General features: G+C 65.3%; 28 protein-coding genes. 27 read left to right on the top strand and 1 reads right to left on the bottom strand.

The genetic code is table 11. The annotated features are described in order from the left end of the window. The first annotated feature begins 47 nt into the window (after nt 1–47). The 7 genes from FURADRAFT_RS00405 (at nt 48) to FURADRAFT_RS00430 (ending at nt 7,374) form a co-directional block, all read left to right on the top strand. The gene (locus tag FURADRAFT_RS00405) at nt 48–1,841 is read left to right on the top strand and encodes a 2-isopropylmalate synthase (protein WP_008952101.1); all 1,794 of its coding nucleotides are present in this window, start codon (nt 48–50) and stop codon (nt 1,839–1,841) included. Between the two features lie 141 nt (nt 1,842–1,982). Further along, nucleotides 1,983–2,606 carry a dethiobiotin synthase gene (gene bioD / locus FURADRAFT_RS00410; RefSeq protein ID WP_008952102.1) on the top strand — a complete coding sequence of 208 codons (624 nt, stop codon included), beginning with the start codon at nt 1,983–1,985 and terminating at the stop codon, nt 2,604–2,606. Between the two features lie 226 nt (nt 2,607–2,832). Beyond that, entirely contained in the window at nt 2,833–3,948 is a 1,116-nt protein-coding gene (gene coxB / locus FURADRAFT_RS00415) for a cytochrome c oxidase subunit II (protein ID WP_008952103.1), read from the top strand. A gap of 43 nt (nt 3,949–3,991) precedes the next feature. Beyond that, nucleotides 3,992–5,620, top strand: a complete 1,629-nt coding sequence (gene ctaD / locus FURADRAFT_RS00420; protein WP_008952104.1) for a cytochrome c oxidase subunit I — start codon at nt 3,992–3,994, stop codon at nt 5,618–5,620. Nucleotides 5,621–5,629: 9 nt separating this feature from the next. Further along, entirely contained in the window at nt 5,630–6,175 is a 546-nt protein-coding gene (locus tag FURADRAFT_RS00425; protein ID WP_008952105.1) for a cytochrome c oxidase assembly protein, read from the top strand. Beyond that, the gene (locus FURADRAFT_RS19920) at nt 6,172–6,348 is read left to right on the top strand and encodes a DUF2970 domain-containing protein (protein ID WP_008952106.1); all 177 of its coding nucleotides are present in this window, start codon (nt 6,172–6,174) and stop codon (nt 6,346–6,348) included. Before FURADRAFT_RS00425 ends, FURADRAFT_RS19920 begins: the two co-directional genes overlap by 4 nt. A gap of 168 nt (nt 6,349–6,516) precedes the next feature. Beyond that, nucleotides 6,517–7,374, top strand: coding sequence for a cytochrome c oxidase subunit 3 (locus FURADRAFT_RS00430; protein ID WP_008952107.1), 858 nt, complete (start codon nt 6,517–6,519; stop codon nt 7,372–7,374). A 61-nt stretch (nt 7,375–7,435) separates the two neighbouring features. Here FURADRAFT_RS00430 and FURADRAFT_RS00435 read toward each other — a convergent pair whose 3' ends face one another. Further along, a complete protein-coding gene (locus FURADRAFT_RS00435; RefSeq protein ID WP_008952108.1) occupies nt 7,436–7,633 on the bottom strand; it encodes a DUF2909 domain-containing protein in 198 nt (65 codons plus the stop codon). Here FURADRAFT_RS00435 and FURADRAFT_RS00440 point away from each other — a divergent pair. From FURADRAFT_RS00440 to FURADRAFT_RS00535, 20 genes are all read left to right on the top strand, one after another. Continuing rightward, complete coding sequence (locus tag FURADRAFT_RS00440; protein ID WP_236261513.1) at nt 7,599–8,330, top strand: SURF1 family protein; 732 nt, start codon at nt 7,599–7,601, stop codon at nt 8,328–8,330. The genes FURADRAFT_RS00435 and FURADRAFT_RS00440 overlap by 35 nt on opposite strands. Then, a complete protein-coding gene (locus FURADRAFT_RS00445; protein WP_008952110.1) occupies nt 8,327–8,875 on the top strand; it encodes a hypothetical protein in 549 nt (182 codons plus the stop codon). Before FURADRAFT_RS00440 ends, FURADRAFT_RS00445 begins: the two co-directional genes overlap by 4 nt. A 132-nt stretch (nt 8,876–9,007) precedes the next feature. Beyond that, nucleotides 9,008–10,024, top strand: a complete 1,017-nt coding sequence (locus FURADRAFT_RS00450; RefSeq protein WP_008952111.1) for a COX15/CtaA family protein — start codon at nt 9,008–9,010, stop codon at nt 10,022–10,024. Further along, on the top strand, nt 10,021–10,920 hold the full coding sequence (cyoE, locus tag FURADRAFT_RS00455; protein WP_008952112.1) for a heme o synthase: 900 nt from the start codon (nt 10,021–10,023) through the stop codon (nt 10,918–10,920). The genes FURADRAFT_RS00450 and cyoE overlap by 4 nt, the downstream gene beginning before the upstream one ends. Continuing rightward, complete coding sequence (locus FURADRAFT_RS00460) at nt 10,920–11,507, top strand: SCO family protein (protein WP_008952113.1); 588 nt, start codon at nt 10,920–10,922, stop codon at nt 11,505–11,507. The genes cyoE and FURADRAFT_RS00460 overlap by 1 nt, the downstream gene beginning before the upstream one ends. Nucleotides 11,508–11,544: 37 nt before the next feature. Beyond that, the gene (locus FURADRAFT_RS00465) at nt 11,545–12,315 is read left to right on the top strand and encodes a flagellar brake protein (RefSeq protein ID WP_236261502.1); all 771 of its coding nucleotides are present in this window, start codon (nt 11,545–11,547) and stop codon (nt 12,313–12,315) included. 39 nt (nt 12,316–12,354) lie between these two features. Then, on the top strand, nt 12,355–12,996 hold the full coding sequence (hisG, locus tag FURADRAFT_RS00470) for an ATP phosphoribosyltransferase (RefSeq protein WP_008952115.1): 642 nt from the start codon (nt 12,355–12,357) through the stop codon (nt 12,994–12,996). Between the two features lie 18 nt (nt 12,997–13,014). After that, nucleotides 13,015–14,307: a histidinol dehydrogenase gene (gene hisD / locus FURADRAFT_RS00475; RefSeq protein WP_008952116.1), complete on the top strand. Its 1,293-nt coding sequence runs from the start codon at nt 13,015–13,017 to the stop codon at nt 14,305–14,307. Nucleotides 14,308–14,438: 131 nt separating this feature from the next. Continuing rightward, the gene (gene hisC, locus FURADRAFT_RS00480) at nt 14,439–15,509 is read left to right on the top strand and encodes a histidinol-phosphate transaminase (protein ID WP_008952117.1); all 1,071 of its coding nucleotides are present in this window, start codon (nt 14,439–14,441) and stop codon (nt 15,507–15,509) included. 2 nt (nt 15,510–15,511) lie between these two features. Further along, on the top strand, nt 15,512–16,105 hold the full coding sequence (hisB, locus tag FURADRAFT_RS00485) for an imidazoleglycerol-phosphate dehydratase HisB (protein ID WP_040652113.1): 594 nt from the start codon (nt 15,512–15,514) through the stop codon (nt 16,103–16,105). After that, a complete protein-coding gene (gene hisH / locus FURADRAFT_RS00490; protein WP_008952119.1) occupies nt 16,102–16,743 on the top strand; it encodes an imidazole glycerol phosphate synthase subunit HisH in 642 nt (213 codons plus the stop codon). Before hisB ends, hisH begins: the two co-directional genes overlap by 4 nt. A 24-nt stretch (nt 16,744–16,767) precedes the next feature. Continuing rightward, nucleotides 16,768–17,508, top strand: coding sequence for a 1-(5-phosphoribosyl)-5-[(5-phosphoribosylamino)methylideneamino]imidazole-4-carboxamide isomerase (hisA, locus tag FURADRAFT_RS00495; protein WP_008952120.1), 741 nt, complete (start codon nt 16,768–16,770; stop codon nt 17,506–17,508). A 77-nt stretch (nt 17,509–17,585) separates the two neighbouring features. After that, entirely contained in the window at nt 17,586–18,353 is a 768-nt protein-coding gene (hisF, locus tag FURADRAFT_RS00500; RefSeq protein ID WP_008952121.1) for an imidazole glycerol phosphate synthase subunit HisF, read from the top strand. A 14-nt stretch (nt 18,354–18,367) separates the two neighbouring features. Then, a complete protein-coding gene (hisI, locus tag FURADRAFT_RS00505; RefSeq protein WP_081455917.1) occupies nt 18,368–18,766 on the top strand; it encodes a phosphoribosyl-AMP cyclohydrolase in 399 nt (132 codons plus the stop codon). 114 nt (nt 18,767–18,880) lie between these two features. After that, the gene (locus FURADRAFT_RS00510; RefSeq protein ID WP_008952123.1) at nt 18,881–19,207 is read left to right on the top strand and encodes a phosphoribosyl-ATP diphosphatase; all 327 of its coding nucleotides are present in this window, start codon (nt 18,881–18,883) and stop codon (nt 19,205–19,207) included. Between the two features lie 19 nt (nt 19,208–19,226). Continuing rightward, the gene (locus FURADRAFT_RS00515; protein ID WP_008952124.1) at nt 19,227–19,550 is read left to right on the top strand and encodes a histidine triad nucleotide-binding protein; all 324 of its coding nucleotides are present in this window, start codon (nt 19,227–19,229) and stop codon (nt 19,548–19,550) included. Between the two features lie 67 nt (nt 19,551–19,617). After that, nucleotides 19,618–19,815 (top strand): Sec-independent protein translocase subunit TatA, encoded by a 198-nt coding sequence (tatA, locus tag FURADRAFT_RS00520; protein ID WP_008952125.1) that lies wholly within the window; start codon nt 19,618–19,620, stop codon nt 19,813–19,815. 15 nt (nt 19,816–19,830) lie between these two features. Next, a complete protein-coding gene (tatB, locus tag FURADRAFT_RS00525) occupies nt 19,831–20,349 on the top strand; it encodes a Sec-independent protein translocase protein TatB (RefSeq protein WP_008952126.1) in 519 nt (172 codons plus the stop codon). Beyond that, on the top strand, nt 20,346–21,074 hold the full coding sequence (gene tatC, locus FURADRAFT_RS00530; RefSeq protein WP_008952127.1) for a twin-arginine translocase subunit TatC: 729 nt from the start codon (nt 20,346–20,348) through the stop codon (nt 21,072–21,074). The genes tatB and tatC overlap by 4 nt, the downstream gene beginning before the upstream one ends. After that, nucleotides 21,071–21,421 (top strand): DUF2069 domain-containing protein, encoded by a 351-nt coding sequence (locus FURADRAFT_RS00535; RefSeq protein WP_008952128.1) that lies wholly within the window; start codon nt 21,071–21,073, stop codon nt 21,419–21,421. The genes tatC and FURADRAFT_RS00535 overlap by 4 nt, the downstream gene beginning before the upstream one ends.

Here is a 21,421-nt window from a genome sequence, read left to right on the forward strand (position 1 = left end):
GTCGTACTGTCAGTATTGTGAAATCCATAACGCAGCAGGAGCTGGGCATGCAATTGGACATTGAGCGTCTGATCGCCAACTTTGGCGGACCGAGCGAGTTGGCTGAGGCGCTGAACGCGGCGTTTCCGGACGAACCGGTCTCCCGCGCGGCGATTTACAAGTGGCGCGAGCGCGGCAGTCTGCCGCTCGCCCAGTTGAACAAGCTGGCGCAACTGGCCGCCAGCCAGGGCAGAAGATTCGACTTCAACGACTATCTGAGCGGCACCGCGGTGGTGCCGGGACAAGGGAAGGGTTTCAACATGGGCGATCGTTTGTACATCTTCGACACCACCTTGCGCGACGGCGAGCAGAGCCCCGGCGCCTCGATGACCAAGGAAGAGAAAATCCGTATCGCCCGCCAGCTGGAACGCCTGGGCGTGGACGTGATCGAGGCCGGCTTCGCGGCGGCGAGCCCCGGCGACGCCGATGCCATCCACGCCATCGCCGAAGTGATCAAGGAGTCCACCGTCTGTTCGTTGGCGCGGGCCAACGAGCGCGACGTGCGTGCCGCCGGCGAGGCGATCAAGCCGGCCGTCAAGGGCCGCATCCACACCTTCATCGCCACCAGCCCGATCCACATGGAGAAGAAACTGCGCATGACGCCGGACCAGGTGGTCGAGGCGGCGGTGAAGGCGGTGAAGATTGCCCGCGAGTATACCGACGACGTCGAATTCTCTGCCGAGGACGCGCTGCGCTCCGATATCGACTTCCTCGCCCGCATCTTCGGCGCGGTGATCGAGGCCGGCGCCACCACGCTGAACGTGCCGGATACCGTCGGTTACGCCGTGCCGCGTGTCACCGAGGCGTTCTTCCGCGAGCTGATCGCCAAGACCCCGGGCGGCGACAAGGTGATCTGGTCGGCGCACTGCCACAACGACCTGGGCATGGCGGTGGCCAACAGCCTGGCTGCGGTATTGGGCGGGGCGCGCCAGGTGGAGTGCACCATCAACGGTCTGGGCGAGCGCGCCGGCAACGCCGCGCTGGAAGAGATCGTGATGGCGGTGCGCACCCGCAAGGACATCTTTGCCGTCGATACCCGTGTCGATGCCACCCAGATCGTGCCGTCGTCCAAGCTGGTGTCGACCATCACCGGCTACCCGGTGCAGCCGAACAAGGCCATCGTCGGCGCCAACGCCTTCGCCCACGAGTCCGGCATCCACCAGGATGGCGTGCTGAAGCATCGCGAGACCTACGAAATCATGTCGGCGGAGAGCGTGGGCTGGTCCACCAACCGTCTGACCCTGGGCAAGCTGTCCGGCCGCAACGCCTTCAAGACCAAGCTGGCGGAACTGGGCATCGTGTTGTCCAGCGAGGAGGCGCTCAACGCCGCCTTCGCCCGCTTCAAGGAGCTGGCCGACAAGAAGCGCGAGATTTTCGACGAGGATCTGCAGGCGCTGGTGTCGGACGAGATGGTGGCGATCGACCAGGAAGAGTTCAAGTTCGTCTCGCTCAAGGTCAATACCGAGACCGGCGAGCTGCCGCGGGCCGAGATCGTGTTCAACGAGCGCGGTGCCGAGCAGCGTGCCGTCAGCAGTGGTTCCGGCCCGGTGGATGCGGTGTTCAAGGCGATCGAGAGCGTGGCCAAGAGCGATTCCGAACTGGAGCTGTACTCGGTCAACGCCGTGACCAAGGGCACCGAGTCGCTGGGCGAGGTGACGGTGCGTCTGGCGCGCGATGGCCGCATCGTCAACGGCCAGGGTGCCGATACCGACGTGATCGTCGCCAGTGCCAAGGCTTATCTTTCCGCACTCAACAAGCTGGCCAGCAAGTTGGAGCGCGTTAATCCGCAAGGCGAGGTGTGACGTTACCGCGTCCCCACCATTTCTAGCCGCGAATCGGCAATCCTGATTGGCAGGCCGGGCGACCCTCACGAGGGGTCGCCCTTTGTCGTGTCCAGGGTGTGCCGATCGGCACGACGGCTACTTCTCGAACAAGGACTCAGCATGCAAGGCTATTTCGTCACCGGAACCGATACCGACATCGGCAAGACCCATGCCGCCGTCAAGCTGATCGAACGCTGGCGCGCCGAGGGCCAGCGCGTGCTGGCGATGAAGCCGGTGGCGTCGGGCTGCGAGGTGTTGCCGGACGGGCGCTGGAGCAACAGCGACGTCGAGCGCCTGGTGGCTGCGACCGGCCAGACCGATCTCGAGCTGATGAACCCCTACCGTTTCCTGCCGCCGATCTCGCCGCATATCGCGGCACGCCAGGCCGGGGTGGATATCTCGCTCGAGGTGATCGGCGCGCACTACCGGCGTCTGGCCGAGTCGGCGGACGTGGTGCTGGTGGAGGGGGCGGGCGGCTGGCTGGCGCCGCTGACCGAGTGCTTGTTCATGAAGGACTTGGCGCAGGTGCTGCGGCTGCCGGTGATCCTGGTGGTGGGGATGCGGCTGGGTTGTATCAACCATGCCTTGCTGACGGTGCGGGCGATCGAAGCCGCCGGCCTGCCGCTGGCCGGGTGGGTGGCCAACCGCGTGGTGCCGGAGCAGGCGGCGTACGCCGAGAACCTTGCCACGCTACAGGCGCACATCGCCGCGCCGCTGTTGCTGGAGATTCCCTACGAAGGCTGAGGGCGGGTGCCGGGTCGGGCTGGTGCTCTGGCTGTACTGACAAGGCTTCGGCCAACCGTGAAAGGTTGGCCGAAGCCTTTTTCATGCCCTGCATATTGCAGTGCGTCATGACATGTTCTTGTTTTCCGGGTGCTTTTTCCTACTATCGATAATAGCCGGCGCGCGAAAAGGTCGGCATGTCTGCTTCGGTCCGACGTGGGCCGCCTAGGTATACAAGGGGGACGCGATGTCCGGCAAGCGTATCCTGCTGTCCATGTTGGGTGGGGTCGGTACCGTCTACGCTGCCGACTTTACCTTCCAGCCGCCGGTGACCCCGGTGGCGCGCCAGATCTACGACCTGCACAGCCTGCTGCTGCTGATCACGGTCACCATCTTCATCGTGGTATTCGGCGTGATGTTCTACGCCATCTTGCGCCACCGCAAATCGCTCGGGCACCGGGCCCGGCCGTTCCATGAAAACACCACCGTCGAAATCATCTGGACCGTGATCCCGTTCCTGATCCTGGTCGGCATGGCGTGGCCGGCCACCAAGGCGGTGCTGGCGCAAAAGAGCACGCGCGCCGAGGACATGACCATCAAGATCACCGGCTACCAGTGGAAGTGGCGCTACGACTACCTGGACGACGGTGTCGGTTTCGTCAGCCATCTGGCGACGCCGACCGAGGCGCTGCACAGTGCTTCGGCCAAGGGCACGCATTACCTGCTGGAGGTGGACGAGCCGCTGGTGGTGCCGACCGGCAAGAAGGTGCGGCTGCTGCTCACCGCCAACGACGTGATCCACTCCTGGTGGGTGCCGTCGCTGGGGGTGAAGCAGGATGCCATTCCCGGTTTCGTGCGCGACGCCTGGTTCCTGGTCGACAAGCCGGGGGTGTACCGCGGGCAGTGCGCCGAGCTGTGCGGCAAGGACCATGGCTTCATGCCGATCGTGGTCGACGCCCGGACGCCGGAGGATTACGCCGTGTGGCTCGCCGCCAGGAAGAAGCTGGCGGCCGCCAGTGCCGACGACCCCAACAAGGTGTGGGCGTTGGCGGATCTCAAGGCGCGCGGCGAGAAAGTGTTTCAGCAGAACTGCGTGGCCTGCCACCAGGCCAACGGCAAGGGGATTCCGGGCGCGTTCCCGGCGTTGGACGGCTCCCCCATCGCCACCAAGGACAAGCCGGCGCATATCGACATCGTGCTTAACGGCAGCAAGCGCAACCCGGCGATGGCCGCCTGGGGCAAGCAGCTGTCGGACACCGACATCGCGGCGGTGATCACCTACGAGCGCAATGCCTGGGGCAACCATACCGGCGATGTGGTGCAGCCCAAGGACATCAAGGCGGCGCGCGGTGGCAAGGCATAAAGCCCGCCCTGACCGCGACGGCAGGGGAATCAGGAGGACGAGCATGGCGATCAGCACCACGGCGGGACACGCTCCCCACGCACACGGCAAGCCGACCGGCCTCTGGCGCTGGCTGGCTGCCACCAACCACAAGGACATCGGCTCGATGTACCTGTGGTTCTCGTTCACCATGTTCCTGTCGGGCGGGGTGATGGCCTTGTGCATCCGCGCCGAGCTGTTCCAGCCGGGGCTGCAATTCTTCCAGCCGGAGCTGTTCAATCAGCTCACCACGCTGCACGGCCTGGTGATGGTGTTCGGCGCCATCATGCCGGCCTTCACCGGGCTCGCCAACTGGCTGCTGCCGCTGATGATCGGCGCGCCGGACATGGCGTTTGCGCGCATGAACAACTGGAGTTTCTGGCTGCTGCCACCGGCGGCGGCGCTGCTGCTGATTTCCTTCTTCGTGCCCGGTGGCGCTGCCGCCGCCGGCTGGACGCTGTACGCGCCGTTGGCCACGCAGATGGGCATGGGCATGGACCTGACCATCTTTGCCATCCACATCCTCGGCGTGAGCTCGATCATGGGTTCGATCAACATCATCGTCACCATCCTCAACCTGCGCGCGCCGGGCATGACGATGATGAAGATGCCGATGTTCGCCTGGGCGTCGCTGATCACCGCCTACCTGATCATCGCGGTGATGCCGGTGCTGGCCGGGGTGGTGACCATGGTGCTGACCGACCGCCACTTCGGCACTCATTTCTTCAACGCCGCCGGCGGCGGCGACCCGGTGATGTACCAGCACATCTTCTGGTTCTTCGGCCATCCCGAGGTGTACATCATGGCCTTGCCGGCATTCGGCATCGTCAGCCACATCATCCCGACCTTCAGCCGCAAGCCGCTGTTCGGCTACACCTCGATGGTGTACGCCACCAGCTCCATCGCCGTGCTGTCGTTCATGGTGTGGGCGCACCACATGTTCACCACCGGCATGCCGGCCACCGCCCAGCTGTTCTTCATGTACGCCACTATGCTGATCGCGGTGCCGACCGGGGTGAAGGTGTTCAACTGGATCGGCACCATGTGGCAGGGGTCGATGAGTTTCGAGACGCCGATGCTGTTCGCGGTCGGTTTCGTCTGTCTGTTCACCATCGGCGGCCTGTCCGGCGTGACCCTGTCGGTGGCCGCGGTGGATATCCAGTTGCAGGATACCTATTACGTGGTGGCGCACTTCCATTACGTGCTGGTGGCGGGCGCCCTGTTCAGCCTGTTCGCGGCGATCTATTACTGGTTTCCGAAGATGACCGGCAAGATGTACTCGGAACCGCTCGGCAAATTCCACTTCTGGTGGTCGATGATCTGGTTCAACGTGACCTTCTTCCCGATGCACTTCCTCGGCCTGGCCGGTATGCCGCGGCGCATTCCCGATTACGCGCTGCAGTTCACCGATTTCAACCGCATCGCCTCGATCGGCGCCTTCTGCTTCGGCCTGGGGCAATTGATTTTCCTCTACAACATGCTGCGCTCGATCCGGCACGGCCAGGCGGCGCCGCACAAGCCGTGGGAGGGGGCCGAGACGCTGGAGTGGCAGATTCCGACGCCGGCGCCTTACCACAGCTTCGTCGAGGCGCCGCACGTGGAGGCGGGCGATAACGGCGTGATCCATTCCATGACGGGGGGCGCTCATCACTGAGCGGGAGGTATGGCGGAATCGAGCCGAGCGGATAACCGGGTACTGCTGCTGAAACTGGGCGTCATCGCCTGCGTGATGTTCGCCTTCGCCTGGGCGCTGATCCCGCTGTACCGGGTGATCTGCGAGGTGACCGGCATCAACCAGCTGGTCAAGGCCGATGCGCCGGCGGCAGTGGCGAGTGATCCGGCGGTCACGGCGGCGCCGGTGCGCCTGCGCTTCGACGCCACGGTGCAAGCGGGCCTGCCGTGGCAGGTCAGGCCGCTGGTGGGGCAGATGGCGGCGCCGCGCGGCGAATTCGTGCGGGTCGACTACGAGATCACCAACGCCAGCAACCGCGAGGTCACCGGCCAGGCGGTGCCGCGCTACCTGCCGGCGGCGGCCGGTAATTACGTCAAGAAGCTGGAGTGTTTCTGTTTCCGCCAGCAGGTCTTCAAACCCGGCGAGACCCGGCGCTTTCCGGTGGTGTTCGTGATCGACCGCGCCATGCCAGCCGAGATCGGCGAGATCACGCTGGCCTACAGCGTGTTCGATGTGCCGGGGCAGGGGACGCCGTGAAATGGCTGGCCGGGGTGTCGGCGGTGCTGTCGGCGTTTCTCGGCATCCGCAAGGGCAAGGCGGCACGGCAGGACGTCAAGCTGCGCTTCTGGCAGATCGCGGTGGCCGCGCTGCTGCTGCTGGCATGTTTCATCGGCGGGCTGTTACTGCTGGTGTCGCTGGTGACCCGCTGACGTCGACGGGTCTGGGCGCGCCAAGGCGGGCGGCGGCCTGCGGCGAAGCATGGCGCTCGGCGCGTTGCCGGGGCTGCTGAGCGGGGATGCCGCCGCTGCTCTTCCGCGCGGTCGGGCCGTCCTCGTTCCGGCTGGGGCGGGGAGTGAGTCATCTACAGGAGAACGGGCATGGAATCGGTCTCGCATCAAACGCATTACTTCGTGCCACAACCCTCGCGCTGGCCGGTGGTGGGTGCGCTGGCGCTGTTCTGCCTGGGCCTGGGCGCGGCACTGGCGGTCAACGGTGTCGGTTTTGGCAAGGTGTCGCTGGGGGTCGGCTTCGCCATCCTGTTCTACATGTTGTTCGGCTGGTTTGGCGACGTGATCCGCGAGAGCCTGAAAGGGGAGTATCACGGCAAGGAGGACACCTCGTTCCGTTGGGGGATGGGCTGGTTCATCTTCTCCGAGGTGATGTTCTTTGCCGCTTTTTTCGGCGCGTTGTTCTACGTGCGCACGATCTCGGTGCCCGAGCTCGGCAATTTCGAACACAAGCTGCTCTACCCGGATTTCGCCGCCGCGTGGCCCTTGTCCACCGGGCCCGGCATCACCCAGCCTTACCAGGCGATGGCGGCGTGGGGGCTCCCGGCCATCAATACGCTGATCCTGCTGTCGTCGGGCGCCACGCTGACCTGGGCGCACTGGGGGCTGATCCAGGGCAAACGCGCGTCGCTGACCATTGGCTTGGGGGCGACGGTGCTGCTGGGGGTGTTGTTTCTCAGCCTGCAGGCCTATGAATACCGCCACGCCATGCACGAGCTGAATCTGACGTTGGCCTCGGGTGCCTACGGCATGACCTTCTACATGCTGACCGGCTTTCATGGCATGCACGTGCTGCTGGGGGCGATCATTCTGGCGGTGGTCTGGCTGAGGGTGATGCGGGGGCATTTCAACCCCGAGCACCATTTCGCCTTCGAGGCGGCGGCGTGGTACTGGCACTTCGTCGACGTGGTGTGGCTGCTGCTGTTTACCCTGGTGTACTGGCTCTAGGGAGCGCCGGCCAGTGTCTTAATTCTTCGGCCAACCTCAGGGTTGGCCGAACGAGCGGAACTCACAGGTGATGGGGGCGCCACCAGCCGAACAGCGCGCCCAGAATCAGCAGGCAGAACAGGCCGATCGACAGCCCGACCCGGAGCGTCAGCGAGCGCACTACGCGTTGCGAGCCGGGCTCACTGCGCAACAGGCCGTTCAAGCCCCAGAACAGGGTGAGGATGATGCAGGCGAGCAGAACGAGCACGAGCAGTTTCATATCCGGTCCCCCTTTACCAGTGTCCTCTTGTAAGCCTAGACGAAAGTCCCGGGCTTGGCAGGCGCTGGGGTTGGTCCTGCTGGCCGGCGTACCCGGCCTCCTTTCTGTCTGGCAATGGCAGCGAGGCGAGGTTCGCTCCGCCCAACTGGCGGCGTTCGATGCGTCGGCACGACGTCCGGCAGAGCCCCTGCAGACGCGAGCGCTGTCCGCCGTGCCGGACATGAGCCGGGTGCAGCTGCAAGGCCGGCCGATGGCGGCGTCATTGCTGCTGGCCAACTCGCTGCTGGAGGGCCGCCCGGGGGTGAGGGTGTTGGTACCGCTGGCGCTGGCCGATGGCTCGGCGGTGCTGGTGGATAGGGGGTGGCTGGTAGACGCACGGGCAGGCACGCCGCTGCCGCCGTTGCCCGCCAAGCTGGACGGGCGCTGGATGCCCTTGCCGCAGCGCTTCACGTTGCCCGGTGCGTTGCGTGGTACCCAGGGCCGGGTGGACGACGTCGATCCGGTGCAACTGGCCCGGCGCTTGGGCCGGCACTTGCGCGGCGGGGTGGTGGTGTTGGGTGAGACCACCGCGCCGTTGCGGGCCTGGCCCGCCCGGCCCCCCTTCGATCCCCGTCGCCACTATGGCTACGCTTTGCAATGGCTGCTGCTTGGGCTATGCCTGATAGCAGGGTCGGTGCTGTTGTGGAGGCGCACATGATGTCATTGCCCATCGATGGCCAGCCCGCCCGTGCCGGGGGCGCGGTGCCGCGGCACCGAGGCCGCCTCAAGCTGTTCCTGATCGCCTTGTGTTGCATCAGCCCGGTGCTGGGTTCCTACCTGGCGTACTACCTGATGCCGCCGGCCGGGGGCAAGAGCTACGGCCAACTGCTGCAGGTGGCGCCGCTGGCCGGCGCGCGGCAGGAGGGGTGGCCCCGGGGCAAGTGGGTGCTGCTGACGGTGCAGGCCGGGCGCTGTTCCGATGACTGCAAGCAGCGGCGTTTCGTGCTTCGGCAGATTCATGCCGCGCAGGGGGAGGCTTTCACGCGGATGCAGCGCGTCGAGCTGCGCACGCCGGATGCCGGCCCGCTGCCGGCGGGGCTGCTCGGGCTGCCGCTCGACCCCGCCGCCGCCTTGCGTCGCGACGGCTACTACCTGATCGATCCTCTGGGCAACCAGGTGATGTTCTACCCCGATCAGGCCGAGCCGGGGCCGGTCATCCGCGAACTGGCCCGTCTGCTCAAGACCAATAACGGTCTGGGCTGAGAGCGGGCGCCGCGTGCCGGTCCGGGCGCGCAAGACTCACGGCCTGTGCCGTATCCGCCGCGGCCAGCCTAGGCCTGCCCGGTGGGCCAAACGGTCCTGACCACGACGGGAAACCCGTCCGAAAGGGGAGACATGAGAAAGCTCATCGGTTTCGCCATCCTGCTGGCCTGTCTCGTGGTGCCGTTCGGCGCCTACGTGCGTTTGTCCGACGCCGGCCTGGGCTGTCCCGACTGGCCAGGCTGTTACGGTCAGCTCTCGCCCCACCATGCCGCCGACACCATTCAGCAGATCGCCGTGGCCAACCCCGACGGCCCGGTGAGTCTGCCCAAGGCGTGGAAGGAAATGCTGCATCGCTACCTGGCGGCCTCGCTGGGGCTGGTCATCCTGCTCACGGCCGTGCTGGCCTGGCGGCGGCGTCACGAGCGGCTCCCGGCCAGTCTGTTGCTCGCCGGGGTAGTGGTGCAGGGCCTGCTCGGCATGTGGACCGTCACCCTGTTGCTCAAGCCCGCCATCGTCTCGCTGCACCTGATCGGCGGCATGAGTATCGCCGCCGGGCTGCTGTGGTTCGGCCTGCGTCGGCCGGCCGTCGAGGCGCCCCATGCCGTCACCGGGCTGGCGTGGTTGCTGGTGCTGGCGGTGCTGCTGCAGATCGCGCTCGGCGGCTGGGTCTCGTCCAATTATGCCGCGCTGGCGTGCCAGGGCTTTCCGACCTGCAACGGCGCCTGGCTGCCGCCGGCGATGCGCTTCGAGCACGCCTTCCATCTGTGGCGGGAGCTGGGCATGGCACCGGACGGCACACCGCTCGACAGCGCTAACCTGATCGCCATCCACTGGTTGCATCGTGCCGGCGCCGTGCTGGTGTCGCTGCTGGTATGGAGCCTGGTCTTGAGCGGCTGGCGCCAGGCTGCGCTGCGTCCGTCGCTGTTGTTGTTGCTGGGGGCCTGGCTGCTGCAGGTGGCGCTGGGCATCGCCAATGTGCTGTTGCAACTGCCGCTGCCGCTGGCCGTGGCGCACAACGCCGGGGCATTGTTGCTGCTGTCGGTGACGGTGCTGCTCGCCGCGCAATGCCGCTGGCGCGCCTTGCCGGCGCTGCCCACGCTGTCCGTCCGGCTGCACCATGGCCTGACCGACAAAAGGAGCCTGCAATGACGACGCTGAGCCGCGACCTCACCCGGAGCCACGTGCGCGCCTTGTGGCAATTGGCCAAGCCGCGCGTGGTGGCGCTGATCGTGTTCTGCGCCGTGATCGGCATGTTCCTCGCCACGCCCGAGCTGCCTTCGGCCAACCTGGTGATTCCCGCCACGCTCGGCATCGCGCTGGTGGCCGGGGCGGCGGCGATGGTCAACTGCCTGGTCGAGCGCACCGTCGACGCGCGCATGCGCCGCACCGCCTGGCGCGCCACCGCACGCGGCGAGGCCGGCGTGCTGGAGACGCTGCTGGTGGCACTCGGCGCCGGCGGTTTCGGCATGGCGCTGCTGGTGGCCTTCGTCAACGCCCTCACCGCCTGGCTGACGCTGGCCACCTTCGTCGGTTACGCCATCGTTTATACCCTGCTGCTCAAGCCCAACACCCCGCAGAACATCGTGATCGGCGGTGCCAGCGGCGCCATGCCGCCGGTACTGGGCTGGGCGGCGGTCACCGGCGACATCAGCGCGCTGCCGTTGGTGCTGTTTCTGATCATCTACACCTGGACCCCGCCGCACTTCTGGGCGCTGGCGCTGTACCGCCGCGACGACTACGCCCGCGCCGGCCTGCCGATGCTGCCGGTCACCCACGGCATCCGTTTCACCACCCTGTCCATCCTGCTCTATGCCTGCCTCTTGGCCGGGGTGACGCTGCTCCCGGTCGCATTGCGCGAGGCAGGCCTGCTCTACCTTGTCGTCGTTGTCATGCTCAACGCCCGTTTTATCTGGCTTGCCGCCCATCTCCATCGCCAGTATGCTGACGCCCTCTCGCGCCGCACCTTCACCTGGTCGATCTGGTACCTGACCTGGCTGTTTGCGGCCCTGCTGATCGATCACTACTGGTGGATTGCTCCGTACTGATGCGCGCATTCATAGTCAGACTGCTGACGTGCTTGTTGCTGGCTTCGCTGCTGGCCTGTTCGCCCGACACCCCGAAGGCGGAATTCAAGGGTACCGATATTGCCGGCGTCAAGTTCGGCGGCGACTTCACCCTGACCGATCACACCGGCAAACCCCGTTCGCTCAGCGAGTTCAAGGGCAAGGTGGTGGCGCTGTTCTTCGGCTATACCCATTGTCCCGACGTCTGCCCTACCACCATGCTCGAATTCGCCTCGGCGATGAAACTGCTGGGCTCCCAGGCCGACCAGGTCCAGGTGCTGTTCATCACCGTCGACCCCGAGCGCGATACCCCGGCGCTGCTGGCAGGCTACGTGCCGCATTTCGACCCCCGCTTCATCGGCCTGAGCGGCTCGCCGGAGGCCGTGCGCGAGGTCGAGGCACGCTTCAAGATCGTGGCGCAGAAGCGTGCCGAGCCGGGCGGCGGCTACAGCGTGGACCACAGCGCCGGCGCCTATTTGTTCGATCGGAGCGGACAATTGCGCGTCTATCTGCCTTACGGTTTGCCCGCGGCCGATCTGGCTCATGATATAAAAGAGCTAATACGCTAAAATGGGCGTCGATGCGCCGCCGAAGATACCGAAAGTCGTGATTGTGACCGAAGAAAACCGCTCCGATAGCCCGGTCGCCCCCAGTGACACGCTGGACCTGGCCAACTACACCCTGGCATCGCCGGTCGAGATTGCCCACCATCTGCGCAGCATTGCCCAGCAGGGGCATATGGTGACGGTGTTTTCCAACAAGGGCCGCACCTTCATCCTCACCCGTATCCTCGGCGTCGACGCCCAGAACGGCACCCTGACGCTGGACTGGGGGGCCGAACCCGGCGTCAACGAGCAATTCCTGGCCAGCGAGCGCAACGTCTTCGTCTGCTCGCCGGACGGGGTGAAAACCCAGTTCGTCACCGGCCAGCCACGGCGCATCGAGCTGGACGGACGCCCGGCGTTCGAGGTCGACCTGCCGGAGCAGGTGATCAAGCTGCAGCGGCGCGAGTTCTTCCGCATCCAGACCCCGGTCGCCAACCCGGTGATCTGCCGCATCGTCGACTACCCGCAGCACACGCTCGACCTGCCGCTGTTCGACATCAGCCTGGGCGGCCTGTCGTTCTGGCTGCCGTCGCCGACCACGGCGGGTTTCGACGTCGGGCAGGTGTACTACGACTGCTCGCTCGACCTCAAGCCGCTGGGCGTGCTGCAGGTCCGCCTCGAAGTGCGCCACCGCCTGCCGGTCCAGCGCCGCAACGGACAGGATGCGCTGCGCATCGGCTGCGCCTTCCAGCAGCTGCCGACCGCCATGGAAAACCTGATCCAGCGTTACGTCGGCCAGCTCGAGCGCGAACGCCGCGCCCTGATGCCCTGATGCCCAACCTTACTGAATATTGATTGCCTGAGCCTCGCCATGACGCTGACGATTGCCCTGTCCAAGGGCCGCATTTTTGAAGAAACCCTGCCGCTCCTGGCCGCCGCCGGTATCGTTCCGGCCGAAGACCCGGAGTCCTCGCGCAAGCTGATCATCGGCACCAACCATCCGGACGTGCGCCTGGTCATCGTGCGTGCCTCCGATGTGCCGACCTACGTGCAGTACGGCGCCGCCGACCTCGGCATCGCCGGGCGCGACGTGCTGATCGAGCACGGCGGCGCCGGCCTGTACCAGCCGCTCGACCTCAACATCGCCAAGTGCAAGATGATGGTGGCGGTGCAGAACGGCTTTGACTACGACGATGCCGTCAAGCACGGCGCGCGCCTCAAGGTGGCTACCAAGTACCCCAAGATCGCCCGCGAACACTTCGCGCAGAAGGGCGTGCACGTCGACATCATCAAGCTGTACGGCTCGATGGAACTGGCGCCGCTGGTCGGCCTGGCCGACGCCATCGTCGACCTGGTGTCCACTGGCGGCACGCTGCGCGCCAACAACCTGCTGGCGGTCGAGCACATCCTCGACATCAGTTCGCGACTGGTGGTGAACCAGGCCGCGCTGAAGCTGAAATACAACACCATCCAGCCGGTGCTGGATGCCTTCGCCTCGGCCGTGCCGGCCTGAGCCAGAAACGGAACCAGCATGCTGCGACTCTCTTCCTCCCAAGCCGATTTTGCCGAGCGCCTCAAGGCGCTGCTGGCGTTTGAAACCGCGCAGGACCCGGCGGTCGATGCCGCCGTGGCCGCCATCTGCGACGACGTCAAGGCGCGCGGCGACGCGGCGCTGGTGGAGTACACCAACCGCTTCGACCGCACCGATGCCGCCTCGATGGCCGGCCTGACGCTGTCGCGCGACGAGCTCGAAGCCGCCTACCACCGTCTTTCGGCCAACGTGCGCGAGGCGCTGGAAGCCGCCGCCGCGCGGGTGCGACGCTACCACGAGAAGCAGTTGATGCAGTCGTGGAGCTACGAGGACGAGGACGGCACGCTGCTGGGCCAGCAAGTCACCGCGCTCGACCGCGTCGGCATCTACGTGCCGGGCGGCAAGGCCGCCTACCCCAGCTCGGTGCTGATGAACGCGCTGCCGGCCAAGGTCGCCGGCGTGGGCGAGATCATCATGGTGGTGCCGACGCCGGGCGGCGAAAGGAATGACCTGGTGCTGGCGGCCGCCTACGTCGCCGGCGTCGACAAGGTGTTCACCGTGGGCGGGGCGCAGGCCGTCGCCGCGCTGGCCTACGGCACCGAGAGCGTGCCGCAGGTCGACAAGATCACCGGTCCCGGCAACGCCTACGTCGCCGCCGCCAAGCGCCGCGTGTTCGGCGTGGTCGGCATCGACATGGTGGCCGGCCCGTCCGAGATCCTGGTGATCTGCGATGGCGAGACCGATCCGGACTGGATCGCCATGGACCTGTTCAGCCAGGCCGAGCACGACGAGATCGCCCAGGCCATCCTGCTGTGTCCGTCGGCGGACTACATCGCCCAGGTGGAAGCCAGCATCGAGAAACTGCTGCCGAGCATGCCGCGCCGCGCCATCATCGAGGCCAGCCTCGGTAACCGCGGCGCGCTGATCGAGGTGATGGACCTGGCCGAGGCCTGCGCCATCGCCAACTACATCGCCCCGGAACACCTGGAGTTGTCGGTGGCCGAGCCGGACACCTGGCTGCCCGGCCTCAAGCACGCCGGCGCCATCTTCATGGGCCGCTTCACCTCCGAGAGCCTGGGCGACTACTGCGCCGGCCCCAACCATGTGCTGCCGACCAGCCGCACCGCGCGCTTCGCCAGCCCGCTCGGGGTGTACGACTTCCAGAAGCGCACCAGCCTGATCCGCGTCTCGCACGCCGGCGCGCAGAAGCTCGGCCAGATCGCCAGCGTGCTGGCTCACGGCGAGGGCCTGACCGCCCACGCCCGCGCCGCCGAATTACGGCTGGATAAATGAGGCGGGCAAGACCGTCCCCGGGTAGCCCAATCGGAACGAACGCGGTACGATGACGACTTGTCGCCACCCTGAGCCGGCCCCATGCCGGGCCGCAGCGTCCCGGCCGTGATCGGCCGGTTCGTGGAATCGAGATGAAACTGTCTGCACAACACCTGGTCCGCCCTGAAATCGCCGCGATGGGGGCCTATCACGTCGCCGATGCCTCGGGCCTGATCAAGCTCGACGCCATGGAAAACCCCTACCGCCTGCCGCAACCGCTGCGCGCGGAACTGGGGCAGGCGCTGGCCGACGCGCTGATCAACCGCTATCCCGATCCGCACGGGGGCGGCTTGAAGCCGCAGCTCAAGAACGCCTTCGCCATCCCGGCGGCGGCCGAGGTGCTGCTCGGCAACGGCTCCGACGAAATCATCACGATGGTGGCACAGGCCCTGGCCAAGCCCGGCGCGGTGATGCTGGCCGCCGAGCCGTCGTTCGTCATGTACAAGATGAACGCGCTGTTCTCCCGGCTGGAGTACGTCGGCGTGCCGCTCAAAGCCGACTTTACCCTCGACCTGTCGGCGATGCTGGCCGCCATCGAACGGCACCAGCCTGCCGTGGTGTTCCTGTCCTACCCCAACAACCCGACCGGCAACCGCTTCCCGCGTGAAGACGTGTTGGCGGTATTGGACGCCGCGCCGGGGCTGGTGGTGGTCGACGAGGCCTACCAGGCCTTCGCCGACGACAGCTTCATGGATCTCGCCGGCCGTGTCGACAACCTGCTGGTGATGCGCACGCTGTCCAAGCTCGGCCTGGCCGGCATCCGCCTAGGCTACGCCGCCGGTTCCCCGGACTGGATCTCCGAACTCGACAAGGTGCGCCCGCCGTACAACGTCAACGTGCTGACCCAGGCGGCCGCCAAGGTGGCGCTCAAACACATGGACGTGTTCGACGCCCAGGCCAGCGAACTGCGCCGCGAGCGCGCCAGGTTGGCCGAAGCGCTGGCACAGTGGCCCGCCTGTACCGTCTTCCCGAGCGAGGCCAATTTCCTCACGGTCCGCGTCCCGGACGCCCCGGCCCTGTTCGACTACCTGCGTCAGCAGGGCATCCTGATCAAGAACCTGCACGGCGCCCATCCCTTGCTCGCGCATTGCCTGCGCTTCACCGTCGGCTCGCCGGACGAGAATTCCGCGGTACTTGCCGCGCTTAACGCCTATTTCGAATGACCATGCGCACCGCTACCGTTACCCGTAATACGCTGGAAACCCAGATCACCGTCAGCCTCAACCTGGACGGCACCGGCCACTCCCATTTCGATACCGGCGTGCCGTTCCTCGACCACATGCTGGACCAGATCGCCCGACACGGCCTGATCGACATCGAAATCGTCGCCAAGGGCGACCTGCATATCGATGCCCATCACACCGTCGAGGACATCGGCATCACCTTCGGCCAGGCCTTCGCCAAGGCCATCGGCGACAAGAAGGGCATCCGCCGCTACGGCCACGCCTACGTGCCGCTCGACGAAGCGCTCTCGCGCGTGGTGATCGATCTGTCCGGCCGTCCCGGCCTGCAGTACCACATCGACTTCACCCGCGCCGCCATCGGCGGCTTCGACGTCGACCTGTTCTCCGAATTCTTCCACGGCTTCGTCAACCACTCGATGGTGACGCTGCACATCGACAACCTGCGCGGCGTCAACAGCCACCACCAGGCCGAGACCGTGTTCAAGGCCTTTGGCCGGGCGCTCAGGATGGCGGTCGAGTTCGACGAACGCATGGCCGGCGTGACGCCGTCCACCAAGGGGACATTGACCGCATGAAAGTCGCCGTTATCGACTACGGCATGGGCAACCTGCATTCCGTGCTGAAATCCGTCGAGGCCGTCAACGAGGTTGGCGCCGAGGTGTTTCTGACGCGCGACCCCGAGGCCATCGTCAAGGCCGACAAGGTCGTCTTCCCGGGGCAGGGCGCCATGCCCGATTGCATGCGCGAACTGAACAGCTACGGCCTGGCCGAAGCGGTGATCGAGACCACCAAGAGCAAGCCGTTCTTCGGCATCTGCGTTGGCGCCCAGCTGTTGTTCGAGCACAGCGAGGAGGGGAATACCCCCGGTCTCGGGCTGTTTGCCGGCAACGTGGTGCGTTTTGCCGACGGCATGGTCGACGCCAACGGCGATCGCCTCAAGGTACCGCACATGGGCTGGAACCGGGTGTTCCAGACCCGGTCGCACCCGCTGTTCGCCGGCATCGACGACGGCGAGCGCTTCTACTTCGTGCACAGCTACCATTTCGCCCCGGCCGACCCCGGCCTGACCTTGGCCGAGAGCGAATACCCTGACCGGTTTTCCTGCATCGTGGGGCGCGACAACGTGTTCGCGACCCAGTTTCACACCGAAAAGAGCCACCGCGCGGGACTTCAGATGATGAAGAACTTCCTCGCCTGGGACGGCAGTGTCTAACTTACCGACAAATCACTCAGCACCATGTTGCTCATACCCGCAATCGACCTCAAGGATGGTCAGTGTGTCCGCCTCAAGCAAGGCGTGATGGAAGATGCCACCGTGTTCTCGGACGACCCGGTCAAGGTGGCCGTGCACTGGCGTGATCAGGGCGCCCGCCGCCTGCATCTGGTGGATCTGAACGGCGCCTTCGCCGGCAAGCCGAAGAACCTGGCGGTGATCCGCGACATTCTCGCCGAGGTAGGCGAGGATTTGCCGGTACAGCTCGGCGGCGGCATCCGTGATCTCGACACCATCGATGCCTATCTCGGCATGGGTCTCAAGTACGTCATCATCGGCACCGCCGCGGTGAAGAACCCCGGCTTCCTGCACGATGCCTGCGATGCCTTCCCCGGACAGGTCATCGTCGGCCTCGACGCCAAGGACGGCATGGTCGCCATCGACGGCTGGGCCAAGATCACCCAGCACAACGTGATCGATCTGGCCAAGCGCTTCGAGGATTACGGCGTGGCCTCGGTGATCTACACCGACATCGGTCGCGACGGCATGCTTAACGGCGTCAACATCGAGGCTACCGTCAAGCTGGCACAGGCGTTGACCATTCCGGTGATCGCCTCCGGTGGCCTGACCAACCTCGACGACATCAAGCAGCTGTGCGCGGTGGAAGGCGAAGGCATCGAAGGTGCCATCACCGGCCGCGCCATTTACGAAGGCAGCATCGACTTCGCCCAGGCCCAGAACCTGGCCGACGAGTTGAGCGTCTAATTGATTTGCGGGGCACTGCCGCACCAGTCATGTGGCTGGTGACGGGGTGTCCCGTCTTGCCGTGGTAGCACTCGCCCATGCCTTTAGCCAAACGCCTCATTCCCTGCCTCGACGTCACTGCCGGCCGCGTGGTGAAAGGGGTCAACTTCGTCGGTCTGCGTGACGCCGGCGACCCGGTGGAAATCGCCCGTCGTTACAACGAACAGGGAGCCGATGAGCTGACCTTCCTCGACATCACCGCCAGTTCCGACGATCGTGACATCATCCTGCACGTGATCGAGTCGGTCGCCGAGCAGGTGTTCATCCCGCTGACCGTGGGCGGGGGCGTGCGCAAGGTCGAGGATATTCGCCGCCTGCTCAACGCCGGCGCCGACAAGGTCAGCATCAACACCGCCGCCGTGACCAACCCGGAACTGGTGAAAGAGGCCGCAGACAAGTTCGGCAGCCAATGCATCGTGGTCGCCATCGACGCCAAGGCGGTGACGCCTGAGAACGACCGCTGGGAGGTGTTCACCCATGGCGGCCGCAACCGCACCGGTCTCGACGCGGTGGAGTGGGCGCAGAAGATGCAGGAGCTGGGCGCCGGCGAGATTCTGCTCACCAGCATGGACCGTGACGGTACCAAGATCGGCTTCAACCTGCCGCTGACCAGGGCCGTGTCCGAAGGCGTGAACATTCCGGTGATCGCCTCGGGCGGTGTCGGCAACCTGCAGCATCTGGTCGATGGCATCAAGCAAGGCAAGGCCGATGCGGTACTGGCCGCCAGCATCTTCCACTTTGGCGAATACACCGTGCGCGAGGCCAAGGAAGCGATGCAGGCCGCCGGCATCGAAGTGCGGCTGTAAGCCACACCGAAACAATGGAAGTGAAGATGAACTGGCTTGATGAAGTGAAGTGGGACGACGACGGCCTGGTGCCGGCCATTGCCCAGGATGTCCGCAGCGGCCGTGTGCTGATGGTGGCGTGGATGAACCGCGAGTCGCTGCAGCTCACCGCCGATACCGGTATCGCCCATTACTGGAGCCGCTCGCGTCAGCGCCTGTGGAAGAAAGGCGAGGAGTCGGGCCATCTGCAAAGCGTCAAGGAACTGCGCCTCGACTGCGACGGCGACGTGGTCACTATGCAGGTGGAGCAGGCCGGCGGCATTGCCTGTCATACCGGCAGGGAAAGCTGCTTCTACCGCCGCTACGAGAATGGCGGCTGGGTGGTGGTGGACGAGGTGCTGAAAGACCCAGACGCCATCTACCACCAGCATTGAGCCGGGCTTCCCGGCCGATGTTTGACCTAGGATAACCCTGCTCGACCTTTGTTACCGGACGGCAACAGAATCGACATATACTTGCCGGATTAACCGCACAGGAACCCCGACACCATGAGCATTGACGTGCTGAAAACGATCGGCGACACGCTGGAAGCCCGGCGCGAAGCCAGTCCGCAGTCCTCCTACGTGGCATCGCTGTTCCACAAGGGCGAGGATGCCATCCTGAAGAAGGTCGCCGAAGAGGCCGCCGAAACCCTGATGGCGTCGAAGGACAAGGACAAGCTGCACCTGGTGCGCGAAGTGGCCGATCTGTGGTTCCACTCGATGGTGCTGCTCACCTATCATGGCCTTCGTGCCGAGGACGTGCTGATGGAGTTGAAGCGCCGCGAGGGCATTTCCGGCATCGACGAAAAAGCCTCCCGTACCCCGACCGCCTGATATCCAAGGATTTGTGGACATGAGTGACTGCCTTTTCTGCAAGATTGCTGCCGGCGAAATTCCCTGCGACAAGGTCTACGAAGACGACGACGTGCTCGCCTTCCACGACATCCGGCCAATCGCCCCGGTGCACTTCCTGATCATTCCGAAGCAGCACGTGGCGTCGCTCTCCGAGTGTGGCCCGGAGCACGAGGCCATGCTGGGCCGCCTGCTGGCGCACGTTCCCAAGCTGGCGCGCGAGCAGGGGCTGGCCGCCGGTTTCAAGACCGGCATCAACACTGGCCGCGCCGGCGGCCAGGAAGTGTTTCACCTGCATATCCATGTGTTCGGCCACAAGGCCTGAGCAACATGACCGCGGCGCTGTCCAGGCGCGCGGCCTGAACGATCGTATTAAGTAAAGGGAAGTCATCATGGGTTCTTTCAGCATTTGGCACTGGCTCATCGTGTTGGTGGTCGTGGTCCTGATCTTCGGCACCAAGAAGCTGCGTAACGTCGGCGAGGATCTCGGCGGCGCCGTGCGCGGTTTCAAGGAAGGCATGAAGGGCGAGACCGAGAAGGATGACAAACCGGCTGGCCGCGTTATCGACGGCGAGTCCGAGAAGAAGTAAGCGGCGGACTGCGCGGTGTTTGAGATCAGTTTTGGCGAGTTGCTGCTGATTGGCGTGGTGGCGCTGGTCGTCCTGGGGCCGGAAAAGCTGCCGACGGTGGCGCGCACCCTGGGGGCCTTGATCGGCCGGGCGCAGCGCTTCGTCGCCAGCGTCAAGGCCGACATCCACCAGCAGGCCGACCTGACCGGCCTCGCCTCGCTGCAGCAGGAGGTACAGAACGCGACCGCTTCGTTCCGGCAGAGCATCGAGACCGAGATGAAGGAGGTCGAAGGTGTGATGCAGGAGAATGTCGCGGCCGTGCGTGCAGTCGGTGACGAGGCCACCGCAGTGCTCGATTCCGCCCACTCCTCGATTGCTCCGCACTCTCCCGAGCCGGATGCGGCGCTGGGAGCCGATCTGTTTGCGGCCGCTCGCGAAGGTGACAGCACCGAGCCGGGCGCCGCGCCTGTCGTGGTCCACGATGAAAACCAGCTGGATCTGTTCGACAGTCCTCCGGTGAAACCCGCCACCCCTCCTGCCGAAACGCGCGAATGAACGAACAGCCTCTCCTGGCGCATCTGATCGAACTGCGCACGCGCCTGGTGCGTGCCGCCGCCGGTCTGCTGATTGTGTTTCTGGCCCTGTTCCACTGGTCCGGCGACATTTACCACCTACTGGCCAAGCCTTTGCTCGACGTGCTGCCCAGCGGCAGCAACATGATCGCCACCGACGTCACTGCGCCGTTCTTCGTGCCGGTCAAGGTGACCATGCTGGTGGCGTTCCTGATCTCGCTGCCAAATACCCTGTATCAGATCTGGGCCTTCGTCGCCCCGGGCCTGTACGCCCACGAGAAAAGGCTGATTCTGCCGCTGGTGGTGTCCAGCGTGGTGCTGTTTTTCACCGGCATGGCCTTTGCCTATTTCCTGGTGTTCCCGGTGGTGTTCGGCTTCATGTCTTCGGTGACCCCGCAAGGGGTGGCGATGATGACCGACATCGACAAGTACCTGTCCTTCGTACTCGGCATGTTCGTCGCCTTCGGCGTCACCTTCGAGGTGCCGATCGTGGTGATCCTCCTGACGCGCATGGGCATCGTGACGGTGGAGAAACTGCGTGCCGGCCGCCCCTATGTCATCGTCGGAGCTTTTGTCGTCGCCGCCGTGGTGACGCCGCCCGACGTGTTGTCGCAGATCATGCTGGCGCTGCCTCTGTGGTTGCTGTACGAGTTCGGCATTATCATGGCCATTTTCTTCGGGCGTCAGCCCAAGCGCGAGACCGCATGAGTGTACGTTTCTTTCATTGGGGGGCGATCGTCAGTCTGATCGCCCTGATCCTGCTGACCCTGGGCTGGGAGCTGTGGCTGGCTCCCTTGCGTCCGGGCGGCTCGCTGCTGGCCCTGAAGGCCGTGGTGCTGCTGGCGCCACTGATGGGGGTGCTCAAGGGGCGTATCTACACTTACCAGTGGTCGAGCATGTTCATCCTCGCCTTCTTCGCCGAAGGCGTGATGCGCGCCTGGGCCGACGCCGGGCTCTCGCAACAGCTGGCCGGCGTGGAGGTCATGCTGACGGTGTTGTTCTTCGGCTTCGTCATCTTTTTCGTTCGCTCCAGCCAATCCCAAAAAAATACATAA

This window comes from Pseudogulbenkiania ferrooxidans 2002 (assembly GCF_000174355.1).
Classification (GTDB): Bacteria; Pseudomonadota; Gammaproteobacteria; order Burkholderiales; family Chromobacteriaceae; genus Pseudogulbenkiania; species Pseudogulbenkiania ferrooxidans.